The organism is Actinomycetospora straminea (assembly GCF_028737255.1).
GTDB classification, from domain to species: domain Bacteria; phylum Actinomycetota; class Actinomycetes; order Mycobacteriales; family Pseudonocardiaceae; genus Actinomycetospora; species Actinomycetospora straminea.
Genome location: NZ_JAQZAN010000009.1, coordinates 63,674 through 87,202, shown reverse-complemented (window position 1 = coordinate 87,202; position 23,529 = coordinate 63,674). Strand labels below are relative to the sequence as shown.

Sequence of the window (23,529 nt, the reverse complement as noted above, 5' to 3'; positions counted from 1 at the left end):
CCCGGCAACCCCACCCGCGCGTGGTCGGTCGGACACGCATCGTCGAGCGCAACGTGGTCCGCGTCGCGCGGGGTCCCGGTTGCGGCTCGCAGGTTAGGCTTGCCAAACTCGCCGGGTCCGAGGGCCGACGTCGGCGAGGAGGTGGGCGTGGTCGAGGCGCACGATCTTCCCCTGACCGGCGCGCAAGCAGGCATCTGGTTCGCCCAGCACCTGGACCCGTCCAACCCGATCTACAACACCGGCGAGCGCATCGACCTGCGCGGACCGCTCGCGCCCGACGTGCTCGTCGCGGCCATCGGCGACGCGGTCGACGAGGCCGACGCGCTGCACGTGCGGTTCACGACCGTGGACGGCGAGCCCCGCCAGGTCCCGCTGGGGGCGGAGGAGCGCGCCGCGTGGTCGGTGACGCGCGTGGACCTGCGCGGCGAGGCCGACCCCGAGGCCGCCGCCCGCGACTGGATGGCCGGCGCGCTGGGGCAGCCGGTGGACCTCGACCGCGGGCCGCTGTTCGCGCAGGCCCTGCTGCGCCTCGCCGACGACCACCACGTCTGGTTCCACAGCTACCACCACGTCGTCATGGACGCGTACGGGTTCTCGCTGATCGCCCGCCGCGTCGCCGCCCTCTACGCCGCACGGCTCGCCGTCGACGAGGCGCCGGTACGCCGGGCCGGGACGCTCGCCGAGCTGGTCGCGGCCGACGCCGACGCCCGCGAGCGCCGTCGCGAGGACGACCGCGCGTTCTGGGCCGACCGCTTCCCCGGTCCGCCCGAGCCCGCGACCCTCGGGCGGGGGAGCCGGCGGTCGTCGTCGACGTTCCTGCGCCGCGGCAGCACCCTGCCGGCCGCCGCGGTCGAGGAGATGGAGGCCGCGGCCCGGGCCGGCGGCGGGCACTGGCCCGAGCTGGTCCTCGCCGCCGTCGCGCTCTACCTGCACCGGCTCGCGGGCGCGCCCGACGTCGTGCTCGGCGTGCCGATGATGGGCCGGCTCGGAGGCGCCGCCTCGACGACCGCCGCCCGCACACCCGGGATGCTCGTCAACATCGTGCCGCTGCGCCTCGCGCCGACCCCGGCGACGACGGTGGGCGAGCTGGTCGGCGCCGTCGCCGCGGAGCTCGCCGCGGTGCGCGACCACCAGCACTACCGCTTCGAGGACCTGCGCCGCGACCTGCGCCTGGACGCCGGCGCCGGCACGGCCGGGGCTCGCGGCGAGGCGGCGCTGGTCGGGCCGTGGGTCAACGTCAAGCCGTTCGCCGACAAGCTGCGCTTCGGCGCCGAGACCACGGGCACCGCGCGTCCGGTGTCGGGCGGGCCCGTGCACGACCTCGCGGTCAACGTGCAGCGCCAGCCCGACGGCAGCCTCGTCCTCGACCTGGACGCGAACCCGGCGACCTACGACGCCGACGCGCTCGCGGGCCACCACCGGCGCCTCGCCGCGCTCCTGGCGACGCTCGCCGCGACCCCGCCCGAACGGGCGATCGGCGCGGTGCCGCTGCTCGACGACGCGGAGCGCGACGCCGCGCTGGCCGCGGGAACCGGCGCGCCGCTCTCGTCGCTGCCCGGCGGGGACCTGACCGCCGTGCTCGCCGCGGCCGCCGCCGCGCACCCCGACCGCGTCGCGGTGACCGGCCCCGGTGGCCCGTCGCTGACCCACGCCGAGCTGGACCGGCGCGCCCGGGGCCTCGCCGCCCGGCTGCGGGCCGCGGGCGCGGGACCGGACAGGCTCGTCGCGATCGCCCTGCCGCGCACGCCCGAGCTCGTCGTCGCCGTGCTCGCCTGCGTGCACGCCGGGGCGGGCTGGATGCCGCTCGACACCGACGCGCCCGCCGCCCGGCTGGCGCTCGTCGTCGAGGACGCCATGCCGACCCTCGCACTGGTGGCGCCCGAGACCGCCGACGCGCTGCCGGGCGTGGCGACGCTCGACGTGACGGCCGCGCCGACACAGCCGGGGCGGCCCGGTGACCTCCCGCCGGTCGACGACGCCCACGTCGCGCACGTCATCCACACCTCGGGCTCGACCGGGCGCCCCAAGGGCGTCGTCGTGCCGCGGGACGCGCTGCGCACCTTCCTGCTCGACATGCACGGGCGCACCGGCCTGCGGCCGGGCGGGGAGCTGGTCGCGGTCACGACGATCGGCTTCGACATCGCCGCGCTCGAGCTGCTCGTGCCGGTGCTCGCGGGCGCGTGCGTCGTCGTCGCGCCCCGGCGCACCGTGCAGGACCCCGCGGCCCTCGCCGACCTGCTGCGCGAGCACCCCGACGCCGTCGTCCAGGCCACGCCGACGCTGTGGCGCGCGCTGGCCGACGTCGCGCCCGAGGTGCTCGCCGGGCGTACGGCGCTGGTGGGCGGCGAGGCGCTGCCCGCCTCGCTGGCCGCCGACCTCGACACCGCCGGCGCCGACGTCACCAACCTCTACGGCCCGACCGAGACGACGGTGTGGTCGACGGCCGCCCACGTGAGCGAAAATCACGGTCAGGACCGTGAAATGCGCTCACATCGGGCGCCTCCCATCGGCCGCGCCATCACCGGGACGCGCACGCGGGTGCTCGACCGCGCCCTGCAGGACGTGCCCGACGACGTCGTCGGCGAGCTCTACATCGCGGGCGCCGGCTTGGCGCGCGGCTACCTCGGGCGCCCATCGCTGACCGCCTCCCGCTTCGTCGCCGACCCCACCGGCGAGCCCGGCGCGCGCATGTACCGCACCGGCGACCTCGTGCGCCGCGACGCGTCCGGCGTCCTGCACTACCTGGGGCGCGCCGACGACCAGGTCAAGGTCCGCGGGCACCGCGTCGAGCCCGGCGAGATCGAGGCCGCGCTCGACGCCCTCGACGGCATCGCGCGCTCGGTGGTGTCGCTGCGCGAGGACCGCCTCGTCGCGCACGTGATCGCCGACGACGGCCGGGAGCCGAGCACCGCGGAGGTGCGCGAGCGCCTCGCCGGGACGCTGCCCGAGCACATGCTGCCGGCGGCGGTCGCGGTGGTCGACGCCTTCCCGCTGACCGCCAACGGCAAGGTCGACAAGGCCCGCCTGCCCGCGCCGGCGCTCGACGCGACGGCCCCGCGCCGCGAGCCCGCGGGACCGGTCGAGGCGGCCCTGTGCGCGGTCGTCGCCGAGGTGCTCGGGGTCGCGTCCGTCGACCCCGACGACGACTTCTTCGCCCTCGGCGGCCACTCGCTGCTCGCGACCCGCGTCGTCGCCCGCGCCGGCGACCGGCTGGGCGGCACCCTGACCGTGCGCGACGTCTTCGACGCCCCGACGCCCGCCGGCCTCGCCGCGCGCCTCGACCCGGCCGGCGACCACACCGACGCCGTCGCCCCGCTCGTCCCGCGCACCGACCGCACCACCGAGCCCCCGCTCTCGCCCGCCCAGCAGCGGCTGTGGTTCCTGCACCGCCTGCACGGGCCGTCGGCGACCTACAACATCCCCGCCGTGCTGCGCCTGCGCGGCGCGCTGGACACCGACGCGCTGCGGGCCGCGGTCGGCGACCTCGTCGCCCGCCACGAGGCCCTGCGCACCGTGCCGGTCGAGGACGACGAGGGCGTCGCGCGCCAGCACGTGGTCACCGACCCCGAGGTGCCGTGGACGCGCATCGCGCGTCCCGACGACGTCGAGGCGGCGATCGACGAGGCCGCCCGCACCGTGGTCGACGTCGGCACCACGATCCCGGTCAACGCGACCCTGATCGGCGACGGCAGCGGTGACGGCAGCGACCACGTCCTCGTGCTCGTCGTGCACCACCTCGCCGCCGACGAGTGGTCGCTGGCGACCCTCGCCGACGACCTCGCCGCCGCCTACGCCGCGCGCCGCGCGGGCCGGGCGCCGGACCGCGCGCCGCTCGCGGTGCAGTACGCCGACCACACGGTGTGGGACGCGGCGCGCCTCGGCGACATCGACGACGCGGGATCCCGGGCCGGGGCGCAGCTGGCGTGGTGGCGCGAGCGCCTGGCCGGTCTGCCCGAGGAGATCGCACTGCCCACCGACCGGCCGCGGCCCGCCGAGCCCTCGGGCGCGGGCGGCGTCGTGCGGTTCACCGTGGACGGCGAGCTGCACCGGGGCGTGCGCGCGCTCGCCCGCGACACGGGCACGACGACGTTCATGGTGCTGCACGCGGCGTTCGCCGCCCTGCTCACCGGCATGGGCGCGGGCACCGACATCGCCGTCGGCAGCCCCGTCACCGGGCGCACCGACCCCGCGCTCGACCCGCTGGTCGGGCTCTTCGTCAACAACGTGGTGCTGCGCGTCGACACCGGCGGCCACCCGACCGGTCGCGAGCTGCTCGCGCGGGTCCGCGAGGCCGACCTCGACGCCGTCGCGCACGCCGACGTCCCGTTCGAGCGGGTGGTGCAGGCGCTCGACCCGGGCCGCGCGCTCGCCCGTCACCCGCTGTTCCAGGTGATGCTGTCCTACCGCGAGGTGCGCGCGGAGGGCCCGTCGATGCCCGGGCTGGACGCGTCGCTCGAGCTGCGCGAGACCGGGACCGCCAAGTTCGACCTGACCGTCGACCTCACCGAGACCCGGGGCACCGACGGCCTCGAGGGGTTCGTCGAGCACGCCCTGGACCTCTACGACGAGGCCACGGTGCAGGCGCTGCTCGACCGGTGGAGGCGCCTGCTCGCCGCGCTGGTCGCCGAGCCCGACCGGGTCGTCGACACCCTGCCGCTGGTCGACCTCGCCGAGCACGACCGCCTCGTCGCCGCCGGGGTCGGGCCGCGGGCGGTGACCGACGGGCGATCGCTGCCGGAGCGGATCGCGGCGGTCGCCGACGGGTCGCCGGACGGGGTCGCGGTGCGGTGCGGTGACGAGACGCTGACCTACCGCGCGCTGGTCGACCGGGCCGGCGCGCTCGCCGGGGCGCTCCGCGACGCCGGCGCCGGGCCGGGTGCGCTGGTGGGCGTGGCGCTGCCGCGCACGCCGCAGCTGGTGGTGGCGCTGCTCGCCGTGCTCGGGTCCGGGGCGGCGTACCTGCCGCTCGACCCCGAGCACCCCACCGCGCGCACGCAGCAGGTGCTCGACGACGCGGCGCCGGTCGCGGTGGTCGCCGAGGCGGGGTTCGACGCGGGCCCGGTGCCCGTGGTGGCGCCCGACGCCGGCGGGGACGTGACGCCGATGGGCGGCCCGGTCGGCGACGAGACCGTCTACACGATCTACACCTCGGGCTCGACGGGCCGGCCGAAGGGCGTGGTCGTGCCCGCGGGCGCGCTCGAGGCGTTCCTCGGCACGATGGGCGAGCGCCTGCCGCTCGGACCCGGCGACCGGTGGGTCGCGGTGACGACGGTGTCGTTCGACATCGCCGCGCTCGAGCTGTGGCTGCCGCTGGTTTGCGGCGCCGAGGTGGTGCTCGCCCGGCGCGAGGAGATCCTGGACCCGCCGGCGTTGGCCTGGCTGATCTCGGGCAGTGCGGTCACCCAGGCGACCCCGACTCTCTGGCAGGCGCTGGTCTCCGACGAGGCCGTCGACCCGGCCGCGACGCTCGCCGGTGTGCGGGTGCTCGTCGGCGGCGAGGCGCTCCCGCCGGCCCTGGGCGCGCGCCTCGCGGCGGCCGCCGCCGAGGTCACCAACGTCTACGGACCCACCGAGACGACGATCTGGTCGACGGCCGCCCACGTGAGCGGAATTCGCGGCCATGACCGCGAATTCCGCTCACATGGCCTCGGGAGCCCGCTCGCCGGGGAGCGCGCCTACGTGCTGGGTGCGGGCCTGCAGCCGGTGCCCGACGGCGTGGTCGGCGAGCTCTACCTCGGCGGCGTCGGGGTCACCCGCGGCTACCACGCGCGCCCGGACCTCACCGCCGAGCGCTTCGTCGCCGACCCCCACGGCGCGCCGGGGGAGCGGATGTACCGCACCGGCGACCTCGCGCGCCGCGACCCGGACGGCGGCCTGCACTACCTCGGCCGCGTCGACGACCAGGTCAAGGTCCGCGGCTTCCGCATCGAGCTGGGCGACGTCACCGCGGCGCTCGAGGCCACCGACGGGGTCGCCGCGGCCGCCGCCGTCGTGCGCGCCGGCACCGGGGACGCACCGGCGCGGCTGCTCGGCTACGTGGTCGGCGACCCCACGGCCGACCCCGCCCCCGACCCCGAGACCGTGCGCGCCGCCGTCGCGCAGCGGCTGCCCGAGCACATGGTGCCGGTCGCGGTGACGGTGCTCGACGCCTTTCCGACCACCCCGAACGGCAAGATCGACACCCGCGCGCTGCCCGAGCCCGACGTCGAGGGCGCGCCGGCGGGCGGGGGCCGCGCGCCGGAGACCGACGGCGAGCGCGCCCTGTGCGCGGTGTTCGCCGAGGTCCTCGCCGTGCCCGAGGTCGCCGCCGTCGGCGCCGACAGTGACTTCTTCGCCCTCGGCGGCGACAGCATCGCCTCGATCCGCGTCGTCGGCCGGGCCCGCGCGCACGGGTGGGCGATCGCCGCGCGCGACGTGTTCACCCGCCGCACCCCGGCGGCGCTCGCCGCGGCGGCCACGCCGGTCGCGGAGACCGACGGCCACACGGCACCCAGCACCCCGCTGGTGACCCTCGACGACGACGAGCTGGAGGACATCACCGACGGCTGGGACGCGGAGTGGAGCGTCCCGTGACCTCCACGCGCGACGAGCGCGCCCAGAGCGGTCCGGCGATCGCCGACGTCCTGCCCCTCTCGCCGCTGCAGGAGGGCCTGCTCTTCCTGTCGCGCTGGGCCGCCGGCGACGGCGGCACCGGCGTCGACCCCTACACGATCCAGCTGCGCCTCGACGGCCACGGCCCGCGCCCCGAGCGGCTGCGCGCCGCGCTCGATGCCGTGCTCGCCCGCCACGACGTGCTGCGCGCCGCCGTCCGCGACCGCCAGCGCGGCGGGCCCGTCGCCGTCGTGCCCGCCGCGACGGCGGTGCCCTGGCGCGAGGCGGACGCCACCGACGACGCCGAGCTCGAGGAGGCCTGCGAGGCCGAGCGCCTGCGCCCCGTCGACCTCGGGCGCCCGCCGCTGGTGCGCGCGCTGCTGGTGCGCCGCCCCGACGGCCGGTGGCGCCTCGCGATCACGCTGCACCACCTCGTCGCCGACGGCTGGTCGCTGGGCCCGCTGGTCACCGAGCTGCTCGACCACGCCGAGGGCCGCGAGCCCGCCGCCGAGCCGGTGCCCTACCGCCGACACCTCGAGTGGCTCGGCGAGCAGGACACCGGGGCGATGGCGCAGCGCTTCGCCGACGACCTCGCGGGCCTCGACGAGCCCACCCGCCTCGCGCCCGCCCCGACCGCGGCCGAGCACACGCCCGCCCACCTCCCCGCCGTCGTCGAGACCACCCTCGACGGCCCACTGGGCGACGGCCTCGCCGAGCTCGCGCGCGCCCGCGGCGTCACGACCGCGACCGTGCTCTCCGTGGTCTGGGGCCTGGTGCTCGCGCGGCTGACCGGCCGCGACGACGTCGTCTTCGGCACCACCGTCTCGGGCCGCCCACCCGAGGTGGCCGGCGTGGAGTCGATCCTCGGGCTCTTCGTCAACACGGTGCCGGTGCGGGTCCGGCTGCGCCGCGGCGAGACCGTCGGCGCGCTGCTCGACCGCGTCCAGGACGAGCAGGCCGCCCGCTGGCCCGACCACCAGGCGAGCCTCGCCGAGGTCCAGCGCCGGGCCGGGATCGGCGAGCTCTTCGACACCCTGCTCGTCGTCGAGAACGTCGGCCTCGACCCGTCGGCGCTGGCCCGGCTCGCCCCGGACCTCGGCGTCGACGAGGTGACCATCCGCGACGCCACGCACTACCCGGTCAGCCTCGTCGCCCTGCCCGCGCACGGCGACGAGCCCGCGCGGCTGCGCCTCGTGCACCGCCCCGAACGGGTCGGCGCCGACGACGCCCGGGCGCTGCTCACGCGGGTCGAGCGGGTCCTGCACGCGGTGGTCGGCGATCCCGAGCGCCGTGCCGACGACGTCGACGTCCTCGACGACGCCGAGCGTCGCCACGTCGTCGTCGACCTCAACGACACCCGCGTCGACGTCGCCCCGCGCACCTGGCCGGCGATGTTCGACGCCGCCCGGGAGGGCGCGGGCCCGGACGCCGTCGCCCTCGTCCACGGCGACGAGCAGCTCTCCTGGGGCGAGCTGGACGAGCGCTCCGGACGCCTGGCGCGCGCCCTCGTCGCGGCCGGCGCCGGCCCCGAGCGGGTGGTCGCGGTGTCGCTGCCGCGATCGGTCGAGCTGTTCGTCGCGCTCGTCGCGGTGCTGCGCGCCGGCGCGGCGTTCCTCGCGCTCGACCCCGACTACCCGCCCGACCGGCTCGCTTTCATGCTCGACGACGCCGACCCGGTGGCCCTGGTCGGCGGCGACGACCTGCCCACCGACGCCCCGCGGATCGCCGTCGACGCCGACGCCCCCGGGACGGCGCTCCCCGCGCCGGACCCGGAGAACGCGGCCTACCTCGTCTACACCTCGGGGTCGACGGGCCGGCCCAAGGGCGTCGTCGTGCCGCACACCGGCGTGGCGGACCTCGTCGCGACGGCACGGTGCACGCTGGGGGTCGCGCCGTCGTCGCGCGTCTCGCACTTCGCGTCGGTGAGCTTCGACCTCGCGGTGTTCGAGATGTCGATGGCGCTGTGCGTGGGCGGGACGCTGGTCGTGGTGCCGACCGAGCTCCGCGTCCCCGACGCCGAGCTCGTCGCCTACCTGGTCCGCCACGGCGTCACGCACGCCGCGCTGCCGCCGTCGGTGTCGGGCGCGCTGCCCGCCGACGTCACGCTGCCCGAGGGCATGACGCTGCTGGTCGGCACCGAGGCCGTGCCGCCCGAGCTGGTCGCGCGCTGGGCGCCGGGCCGGACGCTGGTCAACGCCTACGGGCCCACCGAGGTCACCGTCAACGCGACCTTCGGCGACCTGTCCGGGCAGGCCGGGGCCGACGCCGTCGCCACGCACAGCGCCGCGCCGATCGGTGTGCCCGACGTCAACGGGCGCGCCTACGTCCTCGACCACCGCCTGCGCCCGGTCGCGCCCGGCGTGGTCGGCGAGCTCTACCTCGCGGGCGCGGGCCTGGCGCGCGGCTACCGCGGCCGGCCCGACCTCACCGCCGACCGGTTCGTCGCCGACCCCTTCGGCGAGCTGTTCGGCGAGCCCGGCGCGCGCATGTACCGCACCGGCGACCTCGTGCGCCGCCGCCCGGCCACCACCCGCGACGGCACGCCCGACCCGTGGCCCGAGCAGCTCGAGTACCTCGGCCGCGCCGACGACCAGGTGTCGCTGCGCGGCTTCCGCGTCGAGCTGGGCGAGGTCAGCTCGGTGCTGGCCGCCGACCCCGCGGTCGCGCAGGCCGTCGCCGTGGTCCGCCGCGACGGGCCGTCGGCGCGCCTCGTCGCGTACGTGACGCCCGAGGACACGGCCGACACGGCCGTCCCCGACCCCGCGGACCTGCGGCGACGCGCCTCGCGGGCCCTGCCCGAGCACATGGTGCCCGGCGACGTCGTCGTGCTCGACGCGTTCCCGCTCACCGCCAACAACAAGATCGACCGGTCGGCGCTCCCGGCGCCCGAACGGACCGTCGACGCCGGCGGCCGCTCGCCGGCCACCGCGGCCGAGGAGGCGCTGACGGCGGTCGTCGCGGCGGTGCTGGGCCTCGACGAGGTCGGCGTCGAGGACGACTTCTTCGCCCTCGGCGGCGACAGCATCGTCTCGATCCAGCTCGTCTCGCGCGCCCGCCGCGCGGGCTGGACGATCACGCCGCGCCAGATCTTCGAGGCGCGCACGCCGGCGGGCCTGGCGGCCGTGGCCGTCCCGGTCGACGGCGCCCGCCCGGCCGCGCGCGCCGACGGCACGGGGACGGTGCCGCTGACGCCGATCCAGCGCTGGCTCGTCGCCCGCCCCGGCCCGATCCGCACCTACCACCAGCGCGTGGTGCTCACCGTGCCGCCGGACGCGGACCTCGCGCCGGCGCTGCAGGCGGTCCTCGACGCCCACGACCTGCTCCGCGCGCGCCTCACCGACGACGCGCTGGAGGTGCCGGCGGCCGGGTCGGTGCGCGCCGGGGAGGTGCTGGTGCGCGTCGAGGGCGATCTCGAGGAGGTTGCGCGCACCACCGCCGACCGCCTCGACCCGCGCGCGGGCCGGATGGTCGCCGTGTCCTGGCTGCCCGGCCGGCTCGTGCTCGCCGTGCACCACCTCGTCGTCGACGGGGTGTCGTGGCCGGTCCTCGTCGGCGACCTCACCGCGGCCGCGGCGGCGGGGCAGGCGCTCGAGCCGGTGCCGACGCCGTTCCGCGCGTGGGCGCAGGCGCTGGTCGCGACCGCCGAGGAGCGCCGCGACGAGGTGGCCGCCTGGCAGGAGGTCCTCGCGGACGGGGGCGCGGTCCTCGCGCGGCGCCCGCTCGACCCGGCCCGCGACACCGTCGCCACCACACGGCACCACCACGTCGAGCTCGAGCCCGCGGTCACCGAGGTGCTGCTCGGCGCGCTGCCGGCGTCGGTGCGCGGCGGGGTGGACGACGTGCTGGTCACGGCGCTGGCGCTGGCGGTGGGCCGGCGGGTCGGGGGCCGATCGCTGGTGATCGACCGCGAGCGCCACGGCCGCGAGCCGTCGGCGGTGCCGGGCGAGCCGGACCTCACTCGCACGGTCGGCTGGTTCACCGCGACCCACCCGGTGCGGGTGCCGCTGCCGTCCGGGGACCTCGACCGGGCGCTCAAGGCCGTCAAGGACGCCCTGCGCGCCACCCCCGGCGACGGACTGGGGTTCGGGCTCCTGCGCGACGTCGCCGGCGTCGCGTTCGACGGGCCCGCGCCGGAGCTGCTCGTCAACTACCTGGGGCGCAGCGCCGCCGGCGCCGGGGACGGCTGGGCGCCGGCTCCCGAGGCGCCGGTCATGAGCGGGGGCGGGGACGACGCGATGCCCGCCGCGCACGCGCTCGAGGTCAACGCGCGCACCGAGGAGCGCGAGGACGGGCCCCACCTCGTCGCGCGGTGGAGCTGGCCGGGCGGGGTCCTGACCGAGGAGGACGTCACCGCCCTCGCCGCCGCCTTCGCCGACGCCTGCCGCGAGCTCGCCGCCGCCCGCGACGTGATCGGCGGGCCCACGCCGGCGGACTTCCCGACCGTCGCGCTCACCCAGGACGACGTCGACGCGCTGGCGGGGCGGGGCGACCTGGTCGACGTCGTGGCCCCGGCGCCGCTGGCCGAGGGGATGCTGTTCACGTCCCGGTTCGAGGGCGCGAGCGAACCGAGTCTGGACGGCGACGACGTCTACGCCGTGCGCCTGGAGGTCGACCTCGACGGCGAGGTGACCGACGCCGACGTCGCGGCCCTGCACCGCGCCTTCGCCGCCCTGACCGTGCGCCACGACGCCCTGCGCGAGACCTTCCCGACCGTCTCCTCCGGGCGCCCCGTGACGCTCATCGGCGCGCCGGGGGCCGACGGTCTCGTGCGCCTCGAGGTGCACGGGACGACGCTGCACCTGGTCAGCCACCACGCGGTGCTCGACGGCTGGTCGATCCCGGTGGTCGTGCGCGAGCTGTTCACGCTGTGGTCGGCGGCGCGGGGGACCGACGGCGAGGCGGCGGCGATCCTCGAGCGCGCCGGCCTGCCCCCGGCGCTCCCGCACCGCGACCACCTGCACCGCCTCGCCGCCGCCGACCACGCCGCCGCGCTGGCCGCGTGGCGCGACGCCCTCGGCGACCTCGACGGCCCCACCCGGATCGCCGCCGAGGGCCGCGACCCGGGCGCACCCGCCGTGACCGTGCGCGTCGTCGGGCTCGGCGACGCGGTCGCCGCGCTGGCCCGCGAGCGGGGCGTGACGCTGTCCTCGGTGCTGCAGGTGGCGTGGGCGCAGGTGCTGCGCGTGGCCACCGGGCGCGACGACGTCGTCCTCGGCCAGACCGTGTCGGGGCGCCCGCCGGACGTCGACGGCATCGACACCGCGGTCGGCCTCTACATCGCGACGGTCCCGGTGCGGGTGCGCGCCCGCCCCGGCGACACGCTGGCCGGGCTCGTCGCGCGCACGCAGGCCGAGCAGGCGGCGCTGCTCGACCACCAGGACGTCGGCCTGCCCGCGATCCAGCGCGCGGTGGGGCTGGGCGAGCTGTTCGACACCCTGCTCGTCGTCGAGAACTACCCCCTCGACGAGGACGCGGTCTCCGACGCGCTGCCCGACGGCCTGGCGGTCGCCGCGGTGCGCAGCCACGACGCCCCGCACTACCTGGCGAGCCTCGTCGTGACTCCCGGCCCGGACGGGCTCGTGCTCCAGCTCGACCACCGCACCGGCGTCGTGTCCGCCGCCGACGCCGAGACCCTCCTCGACCGCGTCGAGCGGGTGCTGACCGTGCTGGTCGAGGCCCCGGACACCCCGCTCGCGCGCCTCGACCTGCTCGGCGACGACGAGCGCGACGCCGCCCTGGCCGCCGCGCAGGGACCGCCGGCGCGGGGCGACGGGCGCTCGCTGCCCGTGCGCCTCGCCGCGGTGGCTGCCGAGGCGCCGGACGCGGTGGCGGTGCGCTGCGGCGACGCGGTGCTGACGCGCGGGGAGCTGCAGGAGCGCTCGGCGGCGCTGGCCGGCGCGCTGCGCGAGGCCGGCGCCGGCCCGGGCGCGCTGGTCGGGGTGGCGTGCGAACGCTCGCCCGACCTCGTCGTCGCCCTGCTCGCCGTGCTGCGCACCGGCGCGGCGTACGTCCCGCTCGACCCCGGCTACCCGGCGGCGCGGATCGCGCAGGTGCTCGACGACGCGGCACCGGTCGCGGTCGTCGGGGACGCGGCGGCGCTGCCGGCCGGCACGACGGCGGTCGACCCGCAGGCGCGCGGCGCCGAGGGTCCGCTCGCGGGCCCGGTCGGCGACGAGACCGTCTACGTCATCCACACCTCGGGCTCCACCGGGCGCCCCAAGGGCGTCGTGATCCCCGCCGGCGCCCTCGACGCGTTCCTCGGCGCGATGGACGAGCGGCTGCACCTCGGCCCCGACGACCGCTGGGTGGCCGTGACGACGGTGTCGTTCGACATCGCCGCGCTCGAGATCTGGCTGCCGCTGCTCGGCGGCGCGGAGGTGGTGCTCGCCCAGCGCGAGGATCTGCTCGACCCGCCGCGCCTGGCGTCGCTGATCGCGGCGGGCCCCGGGCGCACCGTCGTGCAGTCGACCCCGACGCTGTGGCAGGCGCTGCTCGGCGACGACCGCGTCGACCCGGCCGCGACCCTCGACGGCGTGCGCGTCCTCGTCGGCGGCGAGGCCCTCCCGCCCGCGCTCGGCGCCCGGCTCGCCGCCTCCGCCGCCGAGGTCACCAACGTCTACGGCCCCACCGAGACCACGATCTGGTCGGCGGCGTCTTATGTGAGCGATTTTCCCGGCTATGGCCGGGAAAATCACTCACGTGGGGTCGGGCGGCCGCTCGCCGGCGAGCGGGCGTACGTGCTGGACGCGGCCTTGCGCCTGCTGCCCGCGGGGGTCGCCGGCGAGCTGTGGATCGCCGGCGCCGGGGTGGCGCGGGGCTACCACGCACGTCCCGCGCTGACCGCCGAGCGCTTCGTCGCCGACTCGTACGGCGCGCCGGGCGAGCGGATGTACCGCACCGGCGACCTCGCGCGCCGCGACGCCGACGGCACGCTGCACCCGCTGGGCCGAGTCGACGACCAGGTCAAGGTGCGCGGCTTCCGCATCGAGCTCGGCGAGGTCACCGCCGCCCTGCAGGCCGCCGACGGCGTGTCCGTCGCGGCCGCCGTCGCCCGCCCCGGCGAGGACGGTGCCCCGGCGCGCCTGCTCGGCTACGTCGTCCCCGCCGGCGGCGCGGTGCTCGACCCGGCCGCGGTCCGTGACGCCGTCGCCGCACGCCTGCCCGACTACATGGTGCCGTCGGTGGTCACGGTGCTCGACGCGATGCCGACCACGCCGAACGGCAAGGTCGACACCCGCGCGCTCCCCGCGCCCGACGTCGAGGCGCCCGCCGGCCGCGCGCCGTCGGGGCCCGTGGAGGAGGCGCTCGCCGCGGCGGTCGGCGCCGTGCTCGAGGTCGGCGCGGTCAGCGCCGACAGTGACTTCTTCGCCCTCGGCGGCGACAGCATCCTCGCGGTCGCCGTGGTCGGGCAGGCGCGCGCGGCCGGCATCGCGGTCACCCCGCGGCAGGTGTTCGAGCAGCGCACGGTCGCCGGGCTGGCGGCGGTCGCGGGCACGACGGCCGACACGCCCCGGCGGGTCCCGGTCGCCGTGCTCGACGACGCCGACCGCACCGCCGTCGCCGCCCGCGTGCCCGGCGGCGCCGACAACGTCGTCGACGTCGTGCGCCCGAGCCCGCTGGCCGAGGGGCTGCTGTTCCTCGCGCGCCTCGGCGCGGACGCCGGCGGCGACGTCTACACCATCCAGCTGCTCGTCGACCTCGACGGACCCGTCGACCCCGACGCCCTGCGCGCGGCCGTGCAGACCGTCGTCGACCGCCACGACGCCCTGCGCACCGTCTACCCCGACGGCCCCGACGGGCGCCCGGTCGGCGTCGTCCTGCGCCACGTCGACCTGCCCTGGTGGATCACCACCGACGACCCGCAGCAGGTCGCCGACGCCGAGCGTGGCCGGACCGTCGACGTCGCCGACGGCCCGCTGCTGCGTGCAGTGCTCGTGCGCCGCGACGCGACGCGGCACCGCCTCGTGCTGACCTTCCACCACGTCGCGATCGACGGCTGGTCCCTGCCGATCGTGCTGCGCGAGACCCTCACCGCCTGGGAGGGCCGCGCGCTCCCGGAGGCCCCGCGCTACCACGACCACCTCGCCGCCCTCGCCGTCCGCGACGCCGACGCCGACCTCGCCGTGTGGCGCGACGCCCTGGCCGGCGTCACCGCCCCGACCCGCGCGGTGGAGACCCCCGACGCCGACCGCACCGTCCTGCCGCACCGCACCCCGGTGCCGCTGGACCCGGACGTCGCCGCCCGGGTCGCGGCGACCGCGCGGCGCCTCGGCGTCACCGTCGCGACGGTCCTGCAGGCCGCGTGGGGCGTGCTCGTCGGGCGCGCCGCGGGTGGGCCGGACGCCGTGTTCGGGCAGACGGTGTCCGGGCGCGGCTCCGGCGAGGTGAACGATGCCGTCGGCCTGTTCATCAACACCGTCCCGGTGCGCGTCGTCGAGCGCCCCGCCGAGACCCTCGCCGACCTGCTCGTCCGGGTCGGCGCCGAGCAGGCCGCGCTGCTCGACGTCGGGCACGTCGGGCTCGCCGCGATCCAGCGCGCGATCGGCGTCGAGGACCTGTTCGACACCCTGCTCGTCGTCGAGAACTACCCGGTCGACCGTGACGCGGTGCGCGAGCGCGGCCCGGCCGGGGTCTCCGTCGCCGACGTCGGCGGGCGCGACGCCACCCACTACCCGCTGGTGCTCGTCGCCGCCCTCGACGCCACCGGCGCGCCCGACCTGCACCTCGCCCACCGCCCCGACGCCGTCGACGACGACGCCGCCGCGGCCTGGACGGCGCGCCTGGCCCGGCTGCTCACCGCCATCGCCGACGCGCCGGGCACCCCGCTCGCACGCCTCGACCTGCTCGCCGACGACGAGCGCCGCGCGCTGGCGGACGGGACCGCCACCGCCGTCGACGCCGGCGACGGCACCTGGCCCGCCCTGTTCGCGGAGCGCGTCGCCGCGCACCCCGACGCGCCGGCCGTGGCGGCCGAGGCTCCCGACGGCAGCCCCCGGTCGAGGTCCTACGGCGAGCTCGCCGCCGACGCCGGGCGGATCGCGGCGGCCCTGCAGGCGCGCGGGATCGGGCGCGGCGACGTCGTCGGGGTGGCGCTGCCCCGCTCGGCGGTGCTCGTCGCCGGGCTCGTCGGCGTCCTCACCGCGGGCGCGGCGTACCTCCCGCTCGACCCGGACTACCCGGCCGCGCGCCTGGCGTTCATGCTCACCGACTCCCGCGCCCGCGTCGTCCTCACCACCGCCGACACAGCGGCCGGCCTGCCGGCGGTCGACGGCGTGGAGCTCGTCGACGTCGACGGCCTGCCCGACGCGCCGGCGCCCGCCGTCCCGGACCTCGTCCCCGACGACGCCGCCTACCTGATCTACACCTCGGGCTCGACGGGCCGGCCCAAGGGCGTCCTGCTCCCGCACCGCGTGGTGCCCTCGCTCGTCGCGACGGCCACCGACCGGCTCGGCGTGCGCGCCGGCGCGCGCGTGCTGCAGTTCGCGTCGGTCAGCTTCGACGTCGCGTTCTGGGAGCTCACGATGTCACTGCTCACCGGCGCGCGCCTCGTCGTCGCGCCGTCGCGGGTGCGGCTGGCCGACCCGGTGCTCACGACGTTCCTCGCCGACCAGGGCTTCGGCGCCGGCGACGTGACGATCCTGCCGCCGTCGCTGGTCGCGGCCCTGCCGCCGGACGCGAGCCTGCCCGACGGGTCGGTGCTGCTCGTCGGTACCGAGGCGGTGCCGCCCGCGATCGTCGAGCGCTGGGCCGCGCGCCTGCGGGTGGTCAACGCGTACGGGCCCACCGAGGTGGCCGTGAACTCCACCCTCGGCGAGGCCGACCCGGCCGACGCCGCCACCGGCCGCATCCCGATCGGCGTGCCCGACCCGAACACCCGCGCCCACGTCCTCGACGCGGCCCTGCGCCCGGTCCCGCCCGGCGGGGTCGGCGAGCTGTACCTCGCGGGGCCGGGCCTGGCCCGCGGCTACCACGACCGGCCCGCGCTCACGGCCGAGCGCTTCGTCGCCGACCCGTTCGACACCCCCGGCGAGCGCATGTACCGCACCGGCGACGTCGTGCGGCGCCTGCTCGACGGCCGGCTCGACTACCTCGGGCGCGCCGACGACCAGGTCAAGGTCCGCGGCTTCCGCATCGAGCTCGGCGAGGTCGCCGCGGCGGTGTCGGCCGCGCCCGGGGTGGACCGCGCGGTGGTCGACACGCGGCCGGGACCCGGCGGTGACCTGCGGCTGGTGGCGTGGGTCGTCCCGGACGGCGCCGGCGAGCTGGACGCCGTGCGCACCCACCTCGAGCAGACCCTGCCCGCGCACCTGGTCCCCGCCGACCTCGTGCCCCTCGACACCATCCCGGTGCTGCCGACCGGCAAGGTCGACCGCGCCGCGCTGCCCGCCCCGAGCGGCGCCGCGGGCGGCACCCCGCCGCGCACCGACGCGGAGCGCGACGTGGCCGCGGTGTTCGCCGAGGTGCTCGACGTCGCGCCCGAGCAGGTCGGCGTGGAGACCGCGTTCGCCGACCTCGGCGGGCACTCGCTGCTGCTCGCGGTGCTGCGCACCCGCCTCGCCGACCGCCTGGGCCTGACCGTGCCGGTCGCCGAGCTGATGCGCCGCCCCACCGTCGCCGACGTCGCGGCGCTGGCAGCGGGTACGGCAGCGGGCACGGCGGCGGGCACGGCGAGCGGCGCGGCCGACCCCGTCCCGCTGCGCCAGGCCCCGGGACGCCCGCTGGTGCTGCTGCCCGGTGCCGGGGGCGTCGTGCACCCCTACACGGCGCTCGCCGCGCAGGTGCCCGACCGCGCGGTGTGGGCGCTGCCCGGCCGCGAGCTCGGCGACCCGGACTTCGCGCCGGCGACGCTCGACGACGTCGCCGCCGACCAGCTCGTGCGCCTCCGCGAGGTCGCGCCGACCGGCCCCCACGACCTCGCCGGCTGGTCCTTCGGCGGCGTCGTGGCCCACGCGGTGGCGGTCGCGCTCGTCGCGGCGGGGGAGGAGCCGGCGTCGCTGACGTTGCTCGACGCCTGGCCGGGCGAGGGCGCTCGGGAAGACGCCGGCGACGTCGACCCGGTCGCCTTCCTCGCCGAGGTGCTCGGCCTGCCGGCGACGTCGGACCCGGACGCGCTGTCCGCCGCGGTCGCCGCCCGCCCCGAGCTCGCGGGCCTCTACCCGCCACCGGTGCTCGAGGGGGCGCTGCGCCACGTCCGGCACGCGGTGCCGGCGCTGGCCGCGCACCGGCCCGCGCTGCTGCGCACCGACGCCCCGGTGACCGTCGTCGTCGCCGTGCCGGAGGGGAGCGCCGACCGCGACGAGCGGGACGCCCGGCTCGCCGACGCCCGCGGGCGCTGGGGCCCCGTGCTCCCCGCCCACGCTCGCTACCGACCGATCGCGGCCTCCCACCACGGGCTGCTGCGACCGGGCGCCGTCGAGACGGTCGGCGCCCTGCTCACCGAAGTGCTCGCGTCCCCGACCCCCGAGGAGACCCCTTGATGGCCCCGCACGCCCGTCCCGGCCTGTCCCGGCGCGGCTTCCTGGCCGGCGCCGGCGGCGTGGCCGCCACCCTCGCGCTCGCCGCCTGCAGCGGCGGCGGCGAGGGCGGCGGTGGCGGCGGGGCCACGCGCACCGTGGAGGGAGCGGGCGGGCCCGTCCAGATCCCCGCGAACCCGCAGCGCATCGTCTGCACCGACTTCTACACGACCTACGCCCTGCTCGACGTCGGCGTCACCCCCAGCGGGACCGCGCAGGCGACGCTCGGCGGCGTGCTGCCGGAGTACCAGCAGGTCTACGACGGGATCCCCAAGGTCGGGACGCCGACGGCGCTGAACTTCGAGGCGATCGCGGCCCAGGGCCCGGACCTCATCCTCGGCACCCTCGTGCCGAACCTGCCCGCCGACCTCGGCGCGCAGCTCGCGGGCATCGCGCCGACGCTGCTGCTGCCCGCGGCCGCGAACCCGGGCAGCTGGGGCGAGCGGGCGCTGCGCACCGCCGACGCGGTCAACCGGCTGCCGCAGGGCGAGCAGCTCGAGGCGAGCTACGACCAGCACGCCCAGCGCATCCGCGAGCAGTTCGGCCCGACGCTGGCGCGGACGAGGTGGGCGCTGGTGCGCGGCAGCTCGGGCGGCGTGTTCTTCTCCGACTACCCGACCTCGTGGAGCGGCGTGGTGCTCGCCGACAGCGGCTTCGCGTTCGGGCAGTTCGCGGCCGGGAAGACCGGCGCGGGCGGGCGGCTGTCCTACGAGCAGGCCACCCAGCTCGACGACTGCGACGTCGTCCTGCACCTCGCCGACACCCGCGGCGGCGTCGACGCCAACACCCAGACCCTGCTCGCCCAGCCCGCGTTCCAGCAGGTCCGGGCCGTGCGCGAGGGCCGCCTCTTCCCGCTGCCCAACTACTACTGCAGCCACGTCAAGCAGGGCGAGGCGGTCCAGAGCTACCTCGAGACCATCCTGCCGCGAGTCTGAGGAGAGAGCGTGCGCGTCGTCCTGTTCGGCTACCAGAAGTGGGGCGCGCGGCTCCTCGCCGCGCTCCTCGAGTCACGCCACGAGGTCGTGCTGACGGTCAGTCACCCGGAGGAGGGGGAGTGGGCGCCCGCCATCTTCTCCGAATCGATGGGTGACCTCGCCCGCGAGCACGGCATCCCGGTCGTCTACCGCGAGAAAGCCGTGGACGCCGAGCTGGTGACGGCGATCAAGGAGGCCGACGCCGAGATCGGCCTGGCCTGCAACTGGCGCACGTGGATCAGCCCCGAGGTGTTCTCGGCGCCCACGCGCGGGACGGTGAACACCCACGACTCGCTGCTGCCGAAGTACGCCGGCTTCTCGCCGCTGAACTGGGCGCTCATCAACGGCGAGAGCCAGGTCGGGATCACCGCGCACTGGATGGACGCCGACCTCGACCGCGGCGACATCATCACCCAGCGTACGGTGCCGGTGACCCCGACCGACACCACCGAGGACCTCTTCCACCGCACCGTCGGGCTGTTCGGGGAGCTCTCGCTCGACGCCTTCGACCGCGTCGAGCACGGGCCCCACGACTGGCTGCGCCAGGACCCCGCGCACGCGTCGTTCTTCCACAAGCGCGCCGACCCGGACAACCGGATCCACTGGGACCGCGCGGCGCGGGACCTCGTCAACCTCGTGCGCGCGCAGACCGGGCCCTACCCGAACGCCTGGTGCCTGCACGAGGGACGGCGCCTGCGGGTGCTCGAGGCGTCGGTGTCGCGGGAGAAGGCCGGCGGGACCCACGGCCGTGTCTTCGCGCGCGAGGGGCGCGGGGTCGTCGTCGTCGCCGGGCCGGAGGCCTGGCGGGGCGGGCAGCACGGGCTGGTGCTGCAGCGGGTCAAGGACGACCAGGACGTCGAGCACGTCGCCGGCGACTACTTCCGGCGGATGGGCGACTACCTGACCTGAGACACGGCGCCGTGCCCCAGGGGACGCCCGGGGCACGGCGTCGTGTGCTGACTCAGCGGTGCCCGCCCGGGGCGCCGCCGTGCCCGCCGCCCTTGCCGCGGAACTTGTTCAGCATGTCCTGCGCCTTCGCGCGGTTCTTCGGGTCCGACGCGTAGCGCTTCGCCTGGTCGGTGTACTTCCGGCCCTGCGGACTACGCAGGAACTCACTGACCTTCGAGAACAGACCGGGCACGACGACTCCTCACGGAGAGCGAGGCGGTCTTTCCGCCCCGTATCCACCCACGATATCGCCCGATTCGGTCACCGCGGAGTTACCCACGGGTAAGGCCCTACACCCTACTCGTCGGTAACATGAGAGGCGTTCGCCACGCTGCCGATGGGCACCGGGCGTGGGAGAGTCAGGGCAGAAGGTAAGTTACCGACGAGTATCTTACCGGGCGGTAACAGCGTCCCTCGGGACGGATGCGAGCACAGGAGGTCGCAGCAGGCCCATGAACATCGTCGTGCTGATCAAGCAGGTGCCCGACACCTGGTCGGAGCGCACCCTCTCCGACGCCGACAAGACGCTCGACCGCGCGTCGTCCGACGCGGTGCTCGACGAGATCAACGAGCGCGCCGTCGAGGAGGCGCTCAAGATCAAGGAGTCGGGCGACGCCGAGGTCACCGTCCTGACCGTCGGCCCCGACCGCGCCACCGACGCCATCCGCAAGGCCCTCTCGATGGGCGCCGACAAGGCCGTCCACGTCAACGACGAGGCCATCCACGGCTCCGACGCCGTGACCACGGCGAAGATCCTGGCCAAGGCCATCGGCACCGTCGACGACGTGCAGCTCGTGCTCGCCGGCAACGAGGCCACCGACGGCCGCAGCGGCGCGATGGCCGGCATGCTCGGCGAGGTGCTGGGCTGGCCGTCGCTGACCCACGCCAACGAGCTGACCGTCGAGAACGGCACCGCGAGCATCAAGCGCGAGACCGACGAGGGCACCTGCGACGTCACCGCGTCGCTGCCCGCCGTCGTCAGCGTCGGCGAGAAGATCAACGAGCCGCGTTACCCCTCGTTCAAGGGGATCATGGCCGCGAAGAAGAAGCCGGTGAACGCGCTCGGCATCGCCGACCTCGGCCTCTCCGCGGACGAGGTCGGTCTCGCGGGCTCCCTGGTCCAGGTCGACTCCTTCGCCCCGCGGCCCCCGAAGTCGGGCGGCCAGAAGGTCGAGGACGAGGGCGACGGCGGCGCGAAGATCGCCGAGTTCCTCGTCGGCCAGAAGCTCATCTGATCCACCCCACCGACACCGAGAGGAGAACCATGGCCGAGGTCCTGGTCCTCGTCGACCACGTCGACGGGGAGATCAAGAAGAACACCTACGAGATGCTCACGGCGGCGCGCCGCCTGGGCGAGCCGTCGGCGGTCGTCGTCGGCACCCCGGGCACGGCGGCGAAGCTCGCCGAGGGCCTGGCCGCGCACGGTGCGGAGAAGGTCTACGTCGCCGAGTCCGACGACGCGGTGAACTACCTGTCGACCCCGCAGGTCGACGCACTGGCCACGCTGGTCGAGCGGGTCTCCCCGCCGGCCGTGCTCGTCCCCGCGGGCGCCGACGGCCGCGAGGTCGCGGGCCGCCTGGCCGTGCGGACCAACTCCGGCTGGCTCAACGACCTCGTCGAGGTCGACGGCCAGCGCGAGGGCACCCACTCGATCTTCGGTGGTGCGTTCACGGTCCAGTCCCGCGCGACCACCGACACCGCGGTGATCTCGTGGCGCTCCGGCTCGATCGAGATCGAGGAGCAGGCCGGCGCCGGCACGCAGGAGACCGTCGAGGTCCCGGCGATCGACGAGGCGAAGTCCGGCAAGGTGTCGAACCGCCAGCCAATCGTCGGCGGCGACCGTCCGGAGCTCACCGAGGCCAACGTCGTCGTGGCCGGCGGCCGCGGCGTCGGCTCGGCGGAGAACTTCGACGTCGTCGAGACCCTCGCGGACTCGCTGCACGCCGCGGTCGGCGCCTCCCGCGCCGCCGTCGACTCCGGCTACTACCCCAACCAGTTCCAGGTGGGGCAGACCGGCAAGACGGTCTCGCCGCAGCTCTACATCGCGCTCGGCATCTCCGGCGCGATCCAGCACCGCGCCGGCATGCAGACCTCGAAGACCATCGTCGCGGTCAACAAGGACCCCGAGGCGCCGATCTTCGAGATCGCCGACTTCGGCGTCGTCGGCGACCTGTTCTCGATCAGCCCGCAGCTGACCGAGGAGGTCAAGAAGCGCAGCTCGTAGGGGCGCACCCGGACTAACCGGAGGGCCCCTCCGCTCGACCTGTTCGAGCGGGGGGGCCCTTCGCTCGTTCGCCGGGGCGGCCCGCGGGGCGCCCGCGGGGCGCCCGCGGAGATCAGCAGGTCGGAAGGCACCCCGGAGCCCCGCGATGAGGTGCGTCTCGACCTGGTGATCTCGGGGCCTATCGACCGCCGGGCCGGCGAGGTGTGAACGTCAGCGGTAGGTGGGTCAGCGCCCAGGTCGTGCCGATCTCCTCCACCACGGCCGCCGGGTCCTCGACCGCGATGTCCTCCATCGCCGTCAGCACCTCCTCGACGGCGACCTTCAGCTCGGCGCGCGCCATGTGCATCCCCACGCACAGGTGCGGCCCGAAGCCGTAGGCCATGTGCCGGTTGGGCCGGCGGTCGACGTCGAGGTCCTCGGGACGGTCGAAGGTCCGCGGGTCGTGGTTGGCGCCCGCCCAGTTGAGGTAGACGCGCTCGCCGGCGCGCATCCGGTGCCCGCCGATCTCGGTCTCGGTGAGCACGGTCCGCGTGTGCGAGCGCGTCGGCGTCGCGAGGCGCATGAGCTCCTCGAGGGCGTCGGGGATGCGCTCGGGGGAGCGGCGCAGCTCGTCCTGGAGCTCGGGTGCTCGGCGAGGAGCAGGAGGACGAAGCTCATCGAGCTCGCCGTGGTCTCGAAGCCCGCCGGCAGCAGGATCACGCAGTAGTCGAGGATCTCCTCCTCGGTGAGCGGGCGCCCGTCGACCGTCGCGGTGGTCAACGCCGTGACGAGGTCGTCGCCGGGCTCGCGGCGCTTGGCCGCGGCGAGGTCGGTGAAGTACGCGTAGATCGCCTCGGCCTGGTTCCCGCCCTCGGCGCGGCCCCGCACGAGCGCGACGGCGAGGTCGGCGAGGCGCTCGCGGTCGGGGCCGGGCACGCCCAGCGCGTCCATCAGCGCGTGCGCGGTCATCGGGTTGCACAGCTCGCCGAACACCTCGCACCGCCCGCGGTCGACGAAGCGGGCGATCAGGTCGCGGGCGATCGCGCGGTAGGCGGGCTCCTTGTCGGTCTGCACCGACCGCGACAACAGCGGAGCGATGATCTGCTTGTACTGCCGGTGCAGCGGCGGGTCGGACTCCATCGGGATCATCGGGCGCGTGTTGCCGAAGTGCTGGAGCAGCACCGGGAACGCGGAGAACGCGGAGTCCTCCTGGCGGTGCAGCTCCTGCAGCTCGGCGTAGCCCGAGACGGTCCAGATGCCCTCGCCGAACCCGTCGGTGCGCGTCACGGGGCACTGCCGC

General features: G+C 76.8%; 8 protein-coding genes and 2 pseudogenes. 6 read left to right on the top strand and 4 right to left on the bottom strand.

Annotated elements, in window-relative coordinates; all coding sequences use genetic code 11:
• Positions 1-147: 147 nt before the first annotated feature.
• The 4 genes from PH190_RS14150 to PH190_RS14135 are packed head-to-tail and all read left to right on the top strand — an operon-like array spanning position 148 to position 19,987.
• Positions 148-6,573 (top strand): non-ribosomal peptide synthetase, encoded by a 6,426-nt coding sequence (locus PH190_RS14150; protein WP_274232165.1) that lies wholly within the window; start codon positions 148-150, stop codon positions 6,571-6,573.
• Complete coding sequence (locus PH190_RS14145; protein WP_274232164.1) at positions 6,570-18,068, top strand: non-ribosomal peptide synthetase; 11,499 nt, start codon at positions 6,570-6,572, stop codon at positions 18,066-18,068. The genes PH190_RS14150 and PH190_RS14145 overlap by 4 nt, the downstream gene beginning before the upstream one ends.
• Positions 18,068-19,039, top strand: coding sequence for an ABC transporter substrate-binding protein (locus tag PH190_RS14140; protein WP_274232163.1), 972 nt, complete (start codon positions 18,068-18,070; stop codon positions 19,037-19,039). The genes PH190_RS14145 and PH190_RS14140 overlap by 1 nt, the downstream gene beginning before the upstream one ends.
• A 9-nt stretch (positions 19,040-19,048) precedes the next feature.
• Complete coding sequence (locus PH190_RS14135; protein WP_274232162.1) at positions 19,049-19,987, top strand: methionyl-tRNA formyltransferase; 939 nt, start codon at positions 19,049-19,051, stop codon at positions 19,985-19,987.
• A gap of 52 nt (positions 19,988-20,039) precedes the next feature.
• Here PH190_RS14135 and PH190_RS14130 read toward each other — a convergent pair whose 3' ends face one another.
• Complete coding sequence (locus tag PH190_RS14130; RefSeq protein WP_274232161.1) at positions 20,040-20,219, bottom strand: hypothetical protein; 180 nt, start codon at positions 20,217-20,219, stop codon at positions 20,040-20,042.
• Positions 20,220-20,478: 259 nt separating this feature from the next.
• Between PH190_RS14130 and PH190_RS14125 the strand changes: the two genes are divergently transcribed.
• Together PH190_RS14125 and PH190_RS14120 are read left to right on the top strand one after the other, a co-directional pair.
• On the top strand, positions 20,479-21,261 hold the full coding sequence (locus PH190_RS14125; RefSeq protein ID WP_274232160.1) for an electron transfer flavoprotein subunit beta/FixA family protein: 783 nt from the start codon (positions 20,479-20,481) through the stop codon (positions 21,259-21,261).
• A gap of 29 nt (positions 21,262-21,290) precedes the next feature.
• Entirely contained in the window at positions 21,291-22,250 is a 960-nt protein-coding gene (locus tag PH190_RS14120) for an electron transfer flavoprotein subunit alpha/FixB family protein (protein WP_274232159.1), read from the top strand.
• Between the two features lie 178 nt (positions 22,251-22,428).
• Here the strand turns inward: PH190_RS14120 and PH190_RS14115 are convergent, their stop codons facing one another.
• The 3 genes and pseudogenes from PH190_RS14115 to PH190_RS30800 form a co-directional block, all read right to left on the bottom strand.
• Positions 22,429-22,590, bottom strand: coding sequence for a hypothetical protein (locus PH190_RS14115; protein WP_274232158.1), 162 nt, complete (start codon positions 22,588-22,590; stop codon positions 22,429-22,431).
• A 15-nt stretch (positions 22,591-22,605) separates the two neighbouring features.
• Positions 22,606-22,812, bottom strand: a pseudogene (locus PH190_RS30805) (cytochrome P450); the annotation flags it as partial.
• Between the two features lie 68 nt (positions 22,813-22,880).
• Positions 22,881-23,180, bottom strand: a pseudogene (locus PH190_RS30800) (cytochrome P450); the annotation flags it as partial.
• Positions 23,181-23,529 lie beyond the last annotated feature (349 nt).

Bases quoted from the DNA above. Each gene is read 5' to 3' on its own strand.
- PH190_RS14140 (WP_274232163.1), top strand. From the start codon at position 18,068: ATGGCCCCGCACGCCCGTCCCGGCCTGTCCCGGCGCGGCTTCCTGGCC.
- PH190_RS14120 (WP_274232159.1), top strand. From the start codon at position 21,291: ATGGCCGAGGTCCTGGTCCTCGTCGACCACGTCGACGGGGAGATCAAG.
- PH190_RS14125 (WP_274232160.1), top strand. From the start codon at position 20,479: ATGAACATCGTCGTGCTGATCAAGCAGGTGCCCGACACCTGGTCGGAG.
- PH190_RS14115 (WP_274232158.1), bottom strand. From the start codon at position 22,590: ATGGCGCGCGCCGAGCTGAAGGTCGCCGTCGAGGAGGTGCTGACGGCG.